The 14,503-nt window shown below is 69.0% G+C and carries 12 protein-coding genes and 1 pseudogene; 8 read left to right on the forward strand and 5 right to left on the reverse strand.

Going from position 1 to position 14,503, the window contains the following annotated elements:
- Positions 1–449: 449 nt before the first annotated feature.
- Complete coding sequence (locus AB0H83_RS29575; RefSeq protein WP_360100187.1) at positions 450–608, reverse strand: hypothetical protein; 159 nt, start codon at positions 606–608, stop codon at positions 450–452.
- Positions 609–948: 340 nt separating this feature from the next.
- On the opposite strand from AB0H83_RS29575, the gene AB0H83_RS29580 reads away from it, so the two are divergent.
- On the forward strand, positions 949–1,170 hold the full coding sequence (locus tag AB0H83_RS29580) for a hypothetical protein (RefSeq protein WP_360100190.1): 222 nt from the start codon (positions 949–951) through the stop codon (positions 1,168–1,170).
- 264 nt (positions 1,171–1,434) lie between these two features.
- Here the strand turns inward: AB0H83_RS29580 and AB0H83_RS29585 are convergent.
- Positions 1,435–1,920, reverse strand: a pseudogene (locus tag AB0H83_RS29585) (transposase family protein); the annotation flags it as partial.
- A 405-nt stretch (positions 1,921–2,325) separates the two neighbouring features.
- Here AB0H83_RS29585 and AB0H83_RS29590 point away from each other — a divergent pair.
- The 7 genes from AB0H83_RS29590 (at position 2,326) to AB0H83_RS29620 (ending at position 11,183) form a co-directional block, all read left to right on the forward strand.
- Positions 2,326–3,612 carry a hypothetical protein gene (locus AB0H83_RS29590; RefSeq protein ID WP_360100193.1) on the forward strand — a complete coding sequence of 429 codons (1,287 nt, stop codon included), beginning with the start codon at positions 2,326–2,328 and terminating at the stop codon, positions 3,610–3,612.
- Between the two features lie 265 nt (positions 3,613–3,877).
- Entirely contained in the window at positions 3,878–4,285 is a 408-nt protein-coding gene (locus AB0H83_RS29595) for a hypothetical protein (RefSeq protein ID WP_360100196.1), read from the forward strand.
- 1,014 nt (positions 4,286–5,299) lie between these two features.
- On the forward strand, positions 5,300–5,812 hold the full coding sequence (locus AB0H83_RS29600) for a MarR family transcriptional regulator (RefSeq protein ID WP_360100199.1): 513 nt from the start codon (positions 5,300–5,302) through the stop codon (positions 5,810–5,812).
- Positions 5,809–7,101: a pyridoxal-dependent decarboxylase gene (locus AB0H83_RS29605; protein ID WP_360100202.1), complete on the forward strand. Its 1,293-nt coding sequence runs from the start codon at positions 5,809–5,811 to the stop codon at positions 7,099–7,101. Before AB0H83_RS29600 ends, AB0H83_RS29605 begins: the two co-directional genes overlap by 4 nt.
- 88 nt (positions 7,102–7,189) lie before the next feature.
- Complete coding sequence (locus tag AB0H83_RS29610) at positions 7,190–8,770, forward strand: amidase (RefSeq protein WP_360100205.1); 1,581 nt, start codon at positions 7,190–7,192, stop codon at positions 8,768–8,770.
- Between the two features lie 170 nt (positions 8,771–8,940).
- The gene (locus AB0H83_RS29615; RefSeq protein ID WP_360100208.1) at positions 8,941–10,395 is read left to right on the forward strand and encodes a hypothetical protein; all 1,455 of its coding nucleotides are present in this window, start codon (positions 8,941–8,943) and stop codon (positions 10,393–10,395) included.
- 416 nt (positions 10,396–10,811) lie between these two features.
- The gene (locus AB0H83_RS29620; protein ID WP_360100211.1) at positions 10,812–11,183 is read left to right on the forward strand and encodes a helix-turn-helix transcriptional regulator; all 372 of its coding nucleotides are present in this window, start codon (positions 10,812–10,814) and stop codon (positions 11,181–11,183) included.
- Positions 11,184–11,242: 59 nt separating this feature from the next.
- On the opposite strand, the gene AB0H83_RS29625 is transcribed toward AB0H83_RS29620, so the two are convergent.
- Genes AB0H83_RS29625 through AB0H83_RS29635 form a run of 3 tightly spaced genes read right to left on the reverse strand, consistent with a single transcriptional unit; the run spans position 11,243 to position 14,483 of the window.
- The gene (locus AB0H83_RS29625) at positions 11,243–12,637 is read right to left on the reverse strand and encodes an ATP-binding cassette domain-containing protein (protein WP_360100214.1); all 1,395 of its coding nucleotides are present in this window, start codon (positions 12,635–12,637) and stop codon (positions 11,243–11,245) included.
- Positions 12,634–13,617: a branched-chain amino acid ABC transporter permease gene (locus tag AB0H83_RS29630; RefSeq protein ID WP_360100328.1), complete on the reverse strand. Its 984-nt coding sequence runs from the start codon at positions 13,615–13,617 to the stop codon at positions 12,634–12,636. The genes AB0H83_RS29625 and AB0H83_RS29630 overlap by 4 nt, the downstream gene beginning before the upstream one ends.
- A 2-nt stretch (positions 13,618–13,619) precedes the next feature.
- Positions 13,620–14,483 (reverse strand): branched-chain amino acid ABC transporter permease, encoded by an 864-nt coding sequence (locus AB0H83_RS29635; protein ID WP_360100217.1) that lies wholly within the window; start codon positions 14,481–14,483, stop codon positions 13,620–13,622.
- Positions 14,484–14,503: the final 20 nt, after the last annotated feature.

A 14,503-nucleotide genomic window follows, 5' to 3' on the forward strand; every position in this document is an offset into this window, starting at 1 on the left:
TGGACGAGATCGGAGTAATGCCGTGCCGTCTCCACAGGCCCAGGCGAGCATCGGCGCCAGGACGCCGGTCGGCTGACTCGGCCTTCGGGACGAATCATGGCGTTTCACTGCGGCGCAGGTCGAGCATGGGCTGGGGCGGCGAGATCCCAATGATGCCCGGCCCACCGACATCTTGCGGTGTGAGTCTCTCGGCGTCATCGTCCGACTACCAATCCTCGACCGGCCGGTCTGCCTGCCCGTCGCCGCCACCCTCTGCGCCAGCAACCGCGAGCACCGCGATCACTGTGGCTCGCCGCCGAACGGGCGGCGTCGCTGACGCTGCTCACCGGGGCATCCGGCGTGTGGATGGTGCTGACATCGGCGGCGCGCGGGGTTGTCCACTACCAGGCGGTCACGGGTGGCGAACCCGATGAGGCCGGATCTGTAGTCGAGCTTGTCACCGCGGACGCTCAGGCGGCATAGCGATCGAAGCCGTGCGGCACCGTCGCAGGCGTGTCGACCCCCTCCTGCGCGGCAACGATCGGGGAGATCTCTGCGTCGGCGTCAGTCGCGGAGAACAGCACAACGTACAGTGGGCTTCTGTCGATCACCGCGCCGACGCCGCTCATCGACGGGTCCTGAAGGCCAGCGCTCCGGTCAGTCCAGCGATCACCACACGCTCGAGGCTGCGCTTGGCGGAGTAATGCAGTTGGCGGAGTACCTCCCACGCCATCAGGCACCGCGAACATCTGCTCTCAGGAGCGCCGTGATGCCTCCATAACGCTTTTTATGGAGGCATGCATGACCGAGTGCCGCTGGTGGACAGTCACATGCCCCTGTCCAGTCGCGATTGCCCTTGCGGCCACGCCGAGCCACGGACCTGGATGGTGACCCGGCGGGCCGTGTTATCCAACACCGTGGCCAAGGTGCAGCGGCGTCTCACTGCCGTCTTAGCTACACTCCGCCTCCATGACGACGATCTACACAACCCAGGAGTGGAACGGCCACGGGAAGCAGAACTACTACTGGAACGAGTACCGGCTCGAAGGTGACACCGTCGTCAAGTACAAGTGTCACAGGCAGAAGTTCTTCGATGGCAACGAAAACACCTGGCAGGAGGACGAGACGGTCGTGGAGTCGTGGGGGGTTGACGATCCGAGCATTCCCGACTGGCTCAAGCAGTATCTCTGATCGCGCACCCTCATTCCATGACGTCACTCAGACGTTGAAGCAGAACTCCGCTACATCGCCGTCAGCCATGGTGTACTCCCTGCCCTCGATCCGCCCCTTGCCGGCAACACGACGGTGACCGAGGTCCGCCGCCGGGTCACCATGCAGGTCTGCGGTCGTCGCGGGCCACAAAGGCAACCGCGAGTGGGAACTGCGAACAGGCTGACCCGCCGCGCCGACGCCTTTTCCGACCAGCACCTCGCCGAGCTTCAGCTACTCCCCAAGCTTGAACGGTGTGCGTACCGTGCCCCCGGCGCCCTGGTAGCCCTTATCGGCCAGCACCATCACGCCGTGGGCGGCGAGCGCGTCGACCAGGCCATGCATGCGGGCCGCGGTCAGGTCGTGGACCGCGCCGGGCAGTGCTGGTGAGGCCCACACGAGCCGGCCGGCGGGGTCGGCAAGCAGTTGCACGTTGACGCCGTGGCACTTGTGTTTTCCCGAGTAGTACGGGCGCTGGTTCGCGACACGGTCGATCGGGATCAGCGTGCCGTCAAGGATGGCGTAGGCCAGCCGGGCCGCGCGGCGAGCGGCCGCGAGGACGTCGTCTGCCTGGGCGGTAAGCAGGCTGATGCCCTCTCGGACGTAGCGCCACGCGGTACTGGTGCCGATCGCGAACCCGTCGGCAAGTCGGGCATAGGTGTCACCGTTGCGCAGGTGGGCCAGAACCAGCAGCGCCTGGTCGCCCGGCTGCAGCCGCCGCCATCGGCTGCGGGGGGCCTGGCCTTGCAGGTCGCATGGACCGGACTTGGGACTGGCTGGCTTCTGTGCGTGCAGCGTGCTCTTGGGCTAGGTCGGCGGTTCGTTCGGCTCGGCAGAATGTGCGATGTGTTCCCTGCGGTGTGCGGTCAGCACTCGCTGTACGTCGTCGGGGTGGCAGGTGCGCCATCCGCCCGGGGACTCGCGGAAGCGGATGTAGAACCGGTCGCCGTCGAGCGGTACACCGTTTTTGAGCCAGTACAGGATGGTCCACCGGGACATGCCGAAGAGCTTGGCAACCTGGCCGCTGCGGAGCCATTCGCCCGCCTGTAATCGCTGCTCGAGCTGGGCTGGGGTGGCAGTCTCCCGCGGCATCGAACTCGCTTCCGTTTCGGTACGCGCATCGTAGCCGGAACGAGGTTGCTGCTGGTCAGCCGGTCACCGCGGCAAAGTATTTGTGGAAAAAGTAGAAAACGTGGAACACTCGCGTTCGTGACCACGGTGGATGGAGCGCCACGCATCAACGGCAACCGACTGAGTTCCACCCCCATGCCGATTGGCTGGGAGAACGCCGGTCCTTCTGGTGCGCTGCGGGCGGGTGGCGCTGCAACCGGGCAGCTGGTGGCCGATCAGCTGTTCACTGTTGGCGATCTTGACGCTGCCGTCCGCCGCGCGGTGCAGGCGACCTCGGTAATGCGCCAGCTCTTCTATGTCGTGGTGCTACTAGTCGCCCTCGCCGGGCAGGTGTCCGGCGCGGTCGAGGCGCTCGGTATCCCGCTGCTCTGGGCGGTGCCGGCGGTCGGCGCGCTGGAGCTCGGCGGCATCGTCGTGCTCGCCAATGCCGACGTGCGGCGCCGGCTCGGCGAGCGGGCGACCGCGTCGCGGGTGCTCTCGGCGGCCATCGCCGGCTTCGCCGTCGCGTTCAACTGGCTGGCGCACGACAACAAGCTCCTCGCCGGGTTCTTCGCCGGCATGTCCGCGCTGGGCTACCTGGTGTGGCTGATGCACACCGAGAACCAGCGCCGCGACCGGCTGCGGGCCACCGGTGACCTGCCGCCGACCACCCCGGCGTACGAGGTCGTCGGGCATTGGATCCGGCACCCGTGGCTGACGCTGCGGGCCAAGAACCTGGCGAAGGCCGACGAGCGGCTCGGGCTCTACACCTCGCTCGCCGCCGCCCGCGCGGAGAAGCGCCGGGAGGCGCGGACGCAGGCGATCGCTAAGGTCCTGCACCGCAAGATCCGGTCCGCGGTCGACCCGACGACCGCAGACATCGCGGTCGCGGTGTATGACCTGGACGAGATCGCCGAGCGGCTCGCCGACGGCGCTGACTACGTCGGGCTCACCGCGCTCATCGCCGCGGATCTCGTCCCGTCACGTCTGGGAGCCGTGGCTCCTGCGGGCGATGCCAGCTCGGCCGGCCAGGACGTGAGAGATTCGGATGACGTGGCAGTGCCGACAAAGCCGCAGACCCAGGCCGCACTCATGTGGGCGACCGTGCAGGATCGGCGGCGTCGAGGTCAGGCGCTGCCATCGGCGGCTGAACTTGACCGGCTCGCGGGGTCCGTCCGGTACGCCGCCAACGTCGCCGCGAGATGGCTGCAGGACGGCGCAATCTCCGAGGCGGAATACCGAACGGTGGTGAAGCCGCGTCGCCGGCGGCCCCGTTCGGTGATGACTCCCGCCGCGAACACTCCCGGCGACTGATGGCAACGGTCCGTGTAGGCGGTGGTTGGGGTACTGACGTCGCCGGTGGACATTGCCAGCTACATGGATCAATATCAGGGGTGGAACGGGGGTCCAGATGGAACGTGTAACAGCACCGCAGGCAGCCGGCCGGATGACGCCGCCCGGGCAGCCGGCCGCTGGACCGGCGCGCCTGGACGTGCGGTGTCCGCAGTGCGGAAGCCTCGACCAGGTCGGGAAGGTCAGCGCTCTGCACGCTGCGAGCACGACGCAGACGACCGTCCGGATGCAGCAGCAGTCGTTGACCGGTGAATGGTTCACCGCGCGCGGCACGGCCACGACCCGGACGCATCTGGCCCGGCGGCTCGCACCGCCCCGCCTGTCCGCCTGGTACATGCTCCCGGCAGCAGCTGCCGCGGTCCTCGCGGTAATGCTGCTCGGCAGCGTCGGACTGATCGTCAACGATCCCAGCGGCCTTACCCCGTCCATGGTGCTCGGCGTGGCCATGGTGCTGCTGATGCTGGCCGGCATGCTTGCCGGCGCCGTCATGCTGACCGTTGTGGGTCGGCGGCAGCACCAGGCGAAATTGCCCCAATTCCACCAGCGGCTCAAGTATTGGCGGAGCCTGTTCTACTGTGCCCGCTGCGACAAGACGTTCGTGCCGTCGACTCGACGGACGCCTGTTACGCGCTGACCCGCTACGGACGCCCTCGCTCCCTGCGCCGGGAGCCGGGGCGTCTCGGCTTTCGACTGACTAACGGTCCGTCGTAGTCCGGTCGGGAACCAGGGCATGTTGATTCCGTTGCGACAAGGCCGTAGGGCAGTTGCCCCGCGCCCCGGTCCGTCGCAGCGGAGTCGCATCGGACCTCGCGTAAGTACGACTCGGCATCCGGTGTCTGCGTCGCAGGGTAGATGCGGCAGCGCCTCGTGGTTGTCACTGACGGACTGGTGAACGTGCAGCGGCAGCGGTCCATCGCGCCGCAGGTCCGCCAGCGTGATCCGCACGGGCGACCCTAAACCGCAGTATGCGATCGCTGACAGCGACTGCGACACCACCGTATCCGCGGTGCGATACGCCGAGGCCGTTGCGAACGGCAACTGCAGTGCGTCGGCGCCGCAGCGAGGCGGGTCGGCGTATCCGGAGCTGGACTGCGTCGGGCCTTGGTACACCGCCAGAGCCGCGACTCGGGCTCGCCGGTTCACATGGCTGGAGATCGGCCACTGCGACACAGTTGCGACGGCGCGATGTCGAGTCGCACTGGCGCTGGCGGCAGTTCACCAACAATCCGGTATGCGAACGGTGGCCTGCGGCCGTGTCGCACGACCGGGCTCGCCGCATTGCGATCGCAGCCCGTCGCGTCGCACCCGGCGCCGACCGCGTCCGCCTGCGACGGTGTCGCAGCGAATCACGAAGCAACCGCAGCAGGTCGCAGCACGGTCGTGCCACCACACGCCTCCACACGTCCAAACACGTTCCGGGCAGGGGCGCCTTCCGGGCAGGGTCAGATTCGTGCTCATCACGGTGATCACTCCGTCGCCGGCGTGCCGGGGCTTGGGTGATGCAGCCGAGACTCGATCAAGCCGGGGGGATCATGGACAGCGCTGACTCCACTGCCGCGACGCCTACGTCGCAACCGTCGCAGTCCAATGCGACAGGCAACGATCAACACCGCAGGGGCCAGCATCGGCAGAGGGTGCGGACCGCCTGGTGGCGCACGTTGATGCGTCGGCTGAACCGGCCGAGCGGCAGGCACCGGCGATGACCGCCACCGCCGAACCAACGAACACGGGCGACGGCGGTGCCGCGGTGCCGTTGGTAGTGGCGGCCTGGCACCTTGCACGGCGGGTCCGGGCCAACGCTGAACGTGGGGTCCTGGCCGGCTCGGGCCTGACGTTGCCGGACTATGCGGTGCTGCAGCTGATCCACTCGCAGCCGCAGGTTCGGGTCCTGGACATGTGTCGGCAGATCGCGGTCGCGAAAGCGACCTTGAGCGACATCCTCGCCAAGCTGGGCCGGCGCGGGTTCATCACCCGCGAGCGGCCGACGGCGGACCGGCGGACCGTTGTACTGTCCTGCACGCCGGCCGGCGCCGACCTGGTCACCGGGATGGCCGCTGCCATGCGCACCGCCGACGCCGCGTATGTGCACGCACACCCCGATCTCGTCATGTTGTGCGCCGCCCTCGGTGTGCGCATCGCCGAGCTGGACACGGCGGCGTGAACGGCCGCCAGCCGCTGCCCGGGCCGGTGGCGTCGCTGCTCGGCGCTCGGGACACCCGCCGAATGACGGCGATCGGTGAGCCGTACGCGACCGACCTGGACCGCCCCAACCTGATCGTGCCGCTGCTGCGTCACGCGCTGCGGGCGGAGCAGGACGCCGACACCGGCCCGACGGTCGGCTGGTTCACCGACCAGGTCGTTCGGCAGATCGCCCAGCTACTGCAGGCGCCGTCACCGGCGTGGCAGGGCGCGTTCTGTGACAGCCTGACCGCCGCGACGATCCGGACGCTGCTGCCGCTACGACAGGCCGAACCGGGGTTGGTGCTGTATCGGTCGACGGCCAGCCACGGCCATGTGGCCGCGGCGGCACACATCCTCGGCCTCGACACCGTCATCGTCCCGACGGACCGACGTGGTGTCCTCAACCCGGCCCAGCTGGCAGCGGAGATCCGGCAGCGGCGCCCATCAGCCGTCGCCGCGGTGGCCACCCTCGGCACCCCCGCGGCCGGCGCACTCGACGACGTCGCCGCGATCCGAGCCGCCGTGGACGGGCTGCCGATCCGGGCGCATCTCCACGTGGACGCACCGCTGGAAGGTCTGGCGCTGGCCGCACGGGCGGCGCCACAAACACCGGTCGGGTTCGCCGCCGGCGCGGACAGCATCGTCGTGGCCGGTGACCAGTTCCTGCCGGTGCCACTGCCGTGCGCCGTGGCCCTGCACCGAACACAGCACCTCGCTGCCGGCCCGGCCCTCACGCCGGTCGCGGCACCAGGCCCCATTCCCGTCACTGCCTGGGCCCCAGCCGTCGACGACATCGAGGCGGCAGGGTGCGGGTCCGGGCACGCCGCGGTGCTGCTGTGGCACGCCCTGCAGGAATGCGGCACCGATGGTCTGGCCCGCCGTGCCCGGCGCAGCGACGCGCTCGCCGGCTACACCCTGCGCCGCCTGCACGAACTGAGCTGGCCGGGCTGGCGCCATCCGGGCTCGATGACCGTCCTGCTGCAGCCACCCTCCGCCCTGCTGCGGCGACGCTGGTCACTGCAGGTCGATGCGGGCTGGGCGCGGATCGTGTGCGTTCCCGGAGTAACCGAAGCCCACATCGACCGGTTTATTGCCGAACTCAGCCACGAACCCCCGCCCGCACCGGCCGCGGCCAGCGTGGCACCCAGCCCCGTTCACAGCCCGAGCCGCAGCCTCGGCTCCGACCCGGATCCCGTCGGACAGTCGGCCCTGGCGACCGATGTTCCCGCGTCCCCGGGTGCCGATCGCGCTCGGACGCGGGCCGCCTGACATCTACCCGCTCGACCAACTCATGGGGGAATGCATGCACCTGTCCAGAAGGACTCTGCTCACGGCCGCCGCAGGGGTGGCCGCGTTGATGCCTGCCCACTCGGCCCTGGCCGTGCCGCCGCCACCTGGACCTCCGCTGCCGTACGCCGGCGCGGTGCCGACGGATGAGGAGCCATGCCTCCTGCCCGCGACGGTGCAGCTGGAGCTATTGCGTCGCCGGAAGATCTCCGTCATCGAGCTGACCCGGGCACACCTTGCCCGGATCCGCCGCGTGAACCCGGCGATCAACGCCTTCGTCTATGTCCTGCCGGACGAACAGGTCTACGCCGCGGCCCGAGAGGCCGACCGCCGCTACCGGGCCGGGACGAACCGGCCCCTGGAGGGGCTGCTGCTGGCGGTGAAGGACCTCTTCGACTACGTCAAGGACGTCCCGAACACCTTCGGGTCGCGGCCGTTCCAGCAGCTCGGGTTCACCGCCCCGTTCACGTCGGTGTACATCCAGCGGCTCATCGACGCCGGTACGATCGTCGTGGGGAAGACGAACACCGCCGAGCTCGGGCACAAGGGCACCACCGACAACCTGGTGTTCGGGCCGACCCGCACCCCGTTCGACCTCGACTACAACGCCGGCGGGTCCAGCGGCGGCGCGGCTGCCGCGGTCGCTGCGTTCCTGGTGCCGCTCGCGCAGGGCTCCGACGCCGGCGGCAGCGTCCGCATTCCGGCCGCGCTGTGCGGCGTCGTCGGGCTCAAACCGACCCAGGGTCGTATCCCGCAGGATGCGCCGCCGCTGCCGCACACCCCGATGTTGACACCGGGCCCGATCACCCGCACGGTCACCGACACCGCGCTGCTCATGAACGTCATGGGCGGCCCGTCCCCGGTCGACATGTTCTCCCTGCTCGACGCGCCGCGCACCTACACCGGCGGGCTGTCCGGCCGGCTGCACGGCGTGAAGGTCGCCTACAGCCCTGACCTTGACCTGTTCCCCGTCGACCCGGCGGTGGCCGCCACGATTCCCGCCGGACTCGCAGCGCTGCGCGCCGCAGGGGCCACGGTCACCACCGTGTCCCTCGGCCTGGACCAGGTGCAGATCCACCCGCTGCGGTCTCCGGCCGGGCGGCCGGTCACCCAGGACGACCTGTCCGCGCTGTGGGTCATGCTGCAGTCGGCGCTGTATGCGCACGGCAGGGACCTGTTCCTCGTCGAAGGCGCCCCCGTCGACCTGCTCGACCCTGCCATCACCGACCAGCTGTCCCCGGACCTCGTCGACATGATCCGCCGCGGCGAGGAGACCAGCGCAGTGCAGTACCAGCACGCCGCGTTCCTACGCGTGGCCGTCAACGCCGCCCTCGAGCGGACCTTCGCCGGCTACGACCTGATCGTCTGTCCGACCCTCGCGGTCCCGGCCGTACCGAACGGTCCCACCGGCTACACCGTCGGACCAGCATCGATCAACGGTGTCGGCGTCAACCCGCTCATCGGCTGGGCCATGACATACCTGACGAACTTCACCGGGCATCCGAGTCTGACCGTTCCGTCCGGGCTCGCCGGTCGGTTCCCGATCGGCATGCAACTCATCGGTCGGCGCGGCGCCGACGTGGCGGTGCTCAATGCCGGCTATGCCATTGAGCGGCATCGTCCCTGGTACACCGACCTTCCCCGTCACTGACGACCGCCTGCTAGCGCCAGCACCCCAGACGGCGGCACCGTGGGCCCGGCGACCTGCGCCCGTCCGATCGGCCGCCCCTACTGCGATACGGCCTTCCAGTCGGAAAACTGTCGTACCCACCGGGCATCCTGTCTGCAGGATGTCCGGAACGGGTTCGACAGGAGGCACTCGTGGCGAAGGTTGCCGTTGCAGCGACTACCGGCACCGTCTACCTGCTGAAAGATCCTCGGACCCGGAAAGGTCGTTACGTCGGAGCGACCACCTCGCCGTTGGCGTCCCGGCTTGCCGGTCATTTCAGCAGCCCGACGTCGGAGTCGATGCGGGTCTGGCTGGCTGAGCTGACTGCCGCGAACCTCCAACCCTTGATCACGCCGCTTCATGAGCATGTACCGGTTGGTGAGCTGGCCGCAGTTGAGACGGCCGAGATCCACGTCCGGGTGCTCCGCGGCGAGCCGTTGCTGAACAGCACCGGTACGTCAGCCGCGACCAAGATCCTCGCCGAACGCGCTGCGGAACGTTCCCGTCGGCAGGCGCTGGCCATGTGGCGCGTCATCGCAGACCACGCTCGCGCCGTCACGGGCGGACCGATGCCTCCAGGGTTCAACGCCGCTGTGCAGCTGTCCGACGACACGTGGGCGGCAGTGCTCCATCACGTCGCGATCGCGCGCGCGATGCAGGAGGCCGACGCCAAGCCGCCGGTCCCGCTGCACGAGATCGAAGACCCGGACAACTACCTCTCCGAGGGTGCTCGGCTGCTGGGCGAGTACGGCACCTCCAGTACGCGGGCGGACCAGCTGCTCCAACGCGACGCGTACGGTCCACTGCGGCTGGGTGAGCTCTGGGGCACGTGGGAGACCCAGGTCGGCGCCTGTATCCGCGCCACGGCGAGCCGGCAAGGGCTCGACGACCGGACGGCAGCGGGCCGGTACCTGGCACTCATCCGGTGGTACCTCACCGTCATCCCACCGTGGCGGCAGCTGGCACAACGTTGCGGCATTCCGGACACCGGCCCAGCGTTCCATGAATGGGTGACGGAGAACTCGACTGTTCGCGACGCCCTCCGAGCCGTCGAACACGGCGAACCGTTCACCGGCCGCGCCGCCGATGAGATCGGCGCCGCTCGTGGAAGTTCGCCGCCCGCCCTGGTGGACGTGCTCGTCGCGCTGCTGACCGCGTACGGACACCGGCGGCGCCGCCAAGGCGACGGCACCGCCATCCGCAGCTCGCTGCTGTATCTCGCCCGCCACGGCGTGCTCGACAAGCGGCTCGCGGGCAAGCTCCTGACGGTCGACCCGGATGCGCTGCACCACGTGTACGGGCCGGACCTCGCCGCGCGCATCGCCGCTGATCTCGAGATGCCAGCCGATGCCGCCGGCGCGGTGATCCGCCGGCTCGCGGCCCTGCTCCCCGAAAACACCGAAGTTCGGAGCGCGGCGGCACGTTCCACGCAGCAGTTGCCGACCGCTGCTCTGCCGGATATCACGGCCGACAGCATCGCGGCACCCGGTTTGCGGGCGATCATCGCCACATTCGTCACCGCCGGCCTGATCAAAGCGCCAGAAGCGGCCGCCACAGCATATGTGGATCGAGTACAGCGGTCGTGGATTCCGCAGCTCGGCCGTTGACACATCGTCGCGAACGCAACGCCCATCGGCATGCACCGAATTGAAACGCGCGGCGAGCCCGCGAACCCTACGGCGCGAGAGATAGAAGGCGCTGGCGTCCCTACTGAGCGAGTTCGCCACGGAACGGAAAGCGCTTTTCGGCACTACCAGTGCCGGTACCGGGCAGTTCTGGTACCGGATGCTTCATGGTGCCTTTGATCGTCGCATTGCATGCTGGCAGGCGAAGTGCTGCCTAGGTGCACGGAGTGTCACGGTGTGCCCCGGGCAGGTCATTGCCGCAGCAGTGCCACGGCGTGCACGCCTGCAGGTCAGCTAGCCAAGCGCTGCCGACCTCGAGGTTGTGCCTACGACGCAGTCAAACGGGGGAATACGAACATGAGCCACGGGAACAGGCCAGCGTTGATGCGGGGTGTGGTATGAGTCGGCGGCGTCTGCCGGACCGGCTGCCGACTGCCGAAGAAATCGAGCAGATGGCGCCGGGAGAACGGATCTTTCATTACCGGCTCATCCGCGGCATGTCCCAGTCGGGGCTTGCAAGCCGCATGAGGCTGATCGCTGAACGGTACAGAGGTTTGGGCACTGATCGATGGCAGGTGTACCGGTGGGAAACCGGCGGACACGAACCGGACGAATACACCCGTCACATTCTGGCCATGGCGTTGGGTGTGCAGGTGCAGGATCTCGGGCTCGCCCCAAACCCCTACTTCGAGCTGGCCGAAGGTGACAGCGGGCCCCCGGAACATCTAACTGATCAGCGTTCGGTCCTCTCGGCTTCGCGGGCTGCATAGGCACGTCGTCGTGCCGGATACATCCGCCGCCGGCGGCAACCCACGCCTGGCGGCCGGCACTAGCGGATGCGCTGCAGGTGTCCGTTGAACAGCTGGAGCACTCGGTCGGCGGCGGCGGCCAGGTGCCCGCTCGGACCGTCAGTAACCAGGACACCAACGCCTCGGGCGGCGTGCAGTCGGAGGAGGCCGCTGAGCTGGCTGACTACGGGGGTGGCCAAACCCTCCGTGACCTCGTCGAGGAGCAGGAGCTTTGGCTGTCGCGCCAATGCGCAGGTCACTGCGAGGATCTGCCGCTCGCCGCCCGACAGGGTGTTGACGGCTTGGCTGAGGCGGCGCGGTAGCCATGGTGCAAGTGCGAGGAGCTCGGAGCTGAGGCCGTTGACTTCTACGTCGGCGATGCGCAGCTGTTCGGCAACGGTCAGCGCCGGTGTCAGCAGCTGACGTTGAGGCACGGTCCCGAGCCCGATGCGTGCACGTCGCGCGGGCAGGAGCCCGGTGACGTCGACGCCAGCGAGAATGATGCGGGATAGTCGCCAGATCGGCAACGTTCCGGCGAGGGCGTCGACGAGCGTTGTGCGGCCGGCACCGTCCAACCCAACGACGGCGACGATCTCGCCCGGGTCGACGGTGAAGTCGAGGTCGTGGAGCACGTGATGATCCCGGTAGCCGCTGTTGAGGTTCGACACTTCGAGGACGGGCCGTGCCCGCGACGGGTTGCGTTCGGTCTGTTTGCCGACCGGCGCCGCGGCCGCCGGCGCTGTTGCCGGTGACGGGTTCGCGTCCCGCAGTACGACAGACGTGGGCCCGGTCCGGAGGTGTTGTCCGCGTTCCAGGACCGTAACGGTGTCGGCGACCGCGGCGACGAGGGCACGGCTGTGGTCGGTCAGCAGGATGGTGGTGTCGTCGGAGACGCCGATCAGCCGCTGCAGCAGGTCCGCGGCTTCGAGGTCGTCCAGGCCGGCGCTGGGCTCGTCCAGGACGAGCAGCCGCGGGCGGGACGCCAGCGCGGTGACGAGTTCCAGCACGCGACGTTGCCCGTACGGGAGACGCCCGGCAAGGATATGGGCGTTCTCGGCCAGCCCGGCCTGCGCCAGCAGCGCTGCTGCGGTTCGCCGAGCGGATGCCAGTCGCAGACCGCGTAGTGCGAGTGCGACGTTGTCGATGGCGGTCAGCGGCTCGATGACGGCAGGCCGCTGCCAGGTGCGACTCATCCGTAGTTGAGCGCGGCGGTGCAGTGGCAGATGGGTGACGTCGCGCCCGCCGAAGTGCACCGAGCCGGTGCTCGGGCGGGAGGTGCCGGCGATGAGCCCGAGCAGCGTGGTTTTGCCGGCGCCGTTGGCGCCGATGACGGCGTGGCGGGCGCCGGCGGGAACGTGCAGATTCAGCTGTTCGAGGACCGTGGTGTCGCCGTATCGGTGGCTCATGTCTTCGATGTCAACAGTGATTCCGATCATGGGGACCTGCGTGCGGGTGCGTGCTCTGACCTGTGGATCAGTGGCCGGATCAGTATTCGAGCGAACGCGGCGGCGAGGAACAGGCCGCCGAGGAGTGCGGATGCGTGGCCGGCCAGGACATTGGGTGCGATCAGGTCGCGGACGGCGACGATGACCGTGGCCCCGAGCAGTGCGCCGACCAGTGTCCGGGTCACCAGGAGGGCAGCGAGCAGAGCGAGTCCGGACACGACGAACCCCCCGTCGACAGGGGCGATGGTGTGGCGGGTGGCGACGAGGATTGCCCCTGCAGCGCCGGCGACTGCACCGGCGACGGTATAGGTGACCCAGAGGTAGGTGTCGGCCGGGTAACCGTCAGCGCGGGCACGCGGTTCGTTGGCGGCGATCCCGCGGACGGCGAGTCCGAACCTTGAGCGCAACATCAAGGTGAGCGCTCCGCCGATGATGACGGTGCACACCAGCGCGTACAAGTACAGATAGCCCTTGACCGTGACCAGCGATGCGCCCGGCAGGACGGTGATCGGGTCGACCGCGAGGCCAGCGTCTCCGCCGGTGAGTGGAACGGCTCGGCTGGCGAGAGTCTGGGTGAGCGCGCCGACGGCCAACGTGATGATCAGGAACGTCGTGCCGCGGGTTCTGGCGGCGAGAACGCCGATGGCGGCGGCCGCTGCCGCTCCTGCGGCCGCTCCGGCGATCAGCTGCGCCGGACCGTTGGTGGTGATGGTGTGGCTGATGGCCGCTGCGGTGTAGCCGCCAATGGCGAGGTACGCGCCCTGGCCGAGCGTTGGTAGGCCGGCGACGTTAGTCAGGACATACGCGGAGCTCGCCAACAGCCCCAGCACGAGGGCATACGTGGCGAGGGAGATCGTGTACGCGTCGAGGACTCCGGGCGCGACGACTGCGGCGAGGAGGGCAGCCGCTACGACCAGTCGGTGGGCCGCACGTGGACGGTGCACGGCACTGGACTGCGCTATCGGGTCCATGCTCACGTGACCCGCACCGTGTTCGCGTGTCGTCGCGTGCGCCACGTCAGTCCTGCGATGAGGACGGCGAACAGCAGGAAAGGGGCGGCGGAAGGCCAGGCGACCGCGGCGGTCGTTTGGATCTGCCCGACGGCCAGGGCCGCGAACAGTGCACCACGGATGGAATCGAGCCCGCCGGCGACCACAACGATGAGGGACAACGTCAGCATGGTGCTGTCCAGCCCTGGCGACGGTCCGAGGATCGGGGCGCCGAGGACTCCTGCGCTGACCGTGAGCGCACCTCCGGCGGCCATGACGACGACTTGCACCCGTCGCGGTTGGACGCCGAGCGCCGCGACGTAGTCAGGATCGGCGGCGACTGCGCGCACCAGAATCCCCGGACGGCTGCGCTCGATCACGAGGTACAGCACTGTGGCCAGGACCGCCGCGACCGCGATGACTATGAGCCGGTACGTCGGGTATGACCGTCCTAGCACGCCGATCGAGCCGCCCAGCCCGGGCGGCGGTTCGACCGCTCTGGGCTGGGCTCCGTAACTTGCGGTGAGGATGTCGACGAGGATCAGGCCGAAGCCGATGGTCGCCAGTGCCTGGTCGAGGTGCTCACGGAGGTGACGCAGGACGTCGCCGAGCCCACCGCCGGCCACTGCGCCGGCGGCGGCGCCGACGACAAGCGCGGCGCTGAAACCGCGCCAGCTGCCCTCCTCGGCAAGCCACCAGGCCAGGCATGTCCCGGCCAGGTAGAACGCGCCGTGGCCGAGCTGGAACACACCGGCGACGCCGAGTGACAGGCTGAGACCCGCGGCCACGCAGTAGAGCAGCAGACCGAACGCCAGCCCATCCAGCGCGATGATCACTTGCCCAGCCACGGGTTCACCCCTTCCGCGGT

Origin of the sequence: Dactylosporangium sp. NPDC050688 (assembly GCF_040654515.1) — a bacterium.
Classification (GTDB): domain Bacteria; phylum Actinomycetota; class Actinomycetes; order Mycobacteriales; family Micromonosporaceae; genus Dactylosporangium.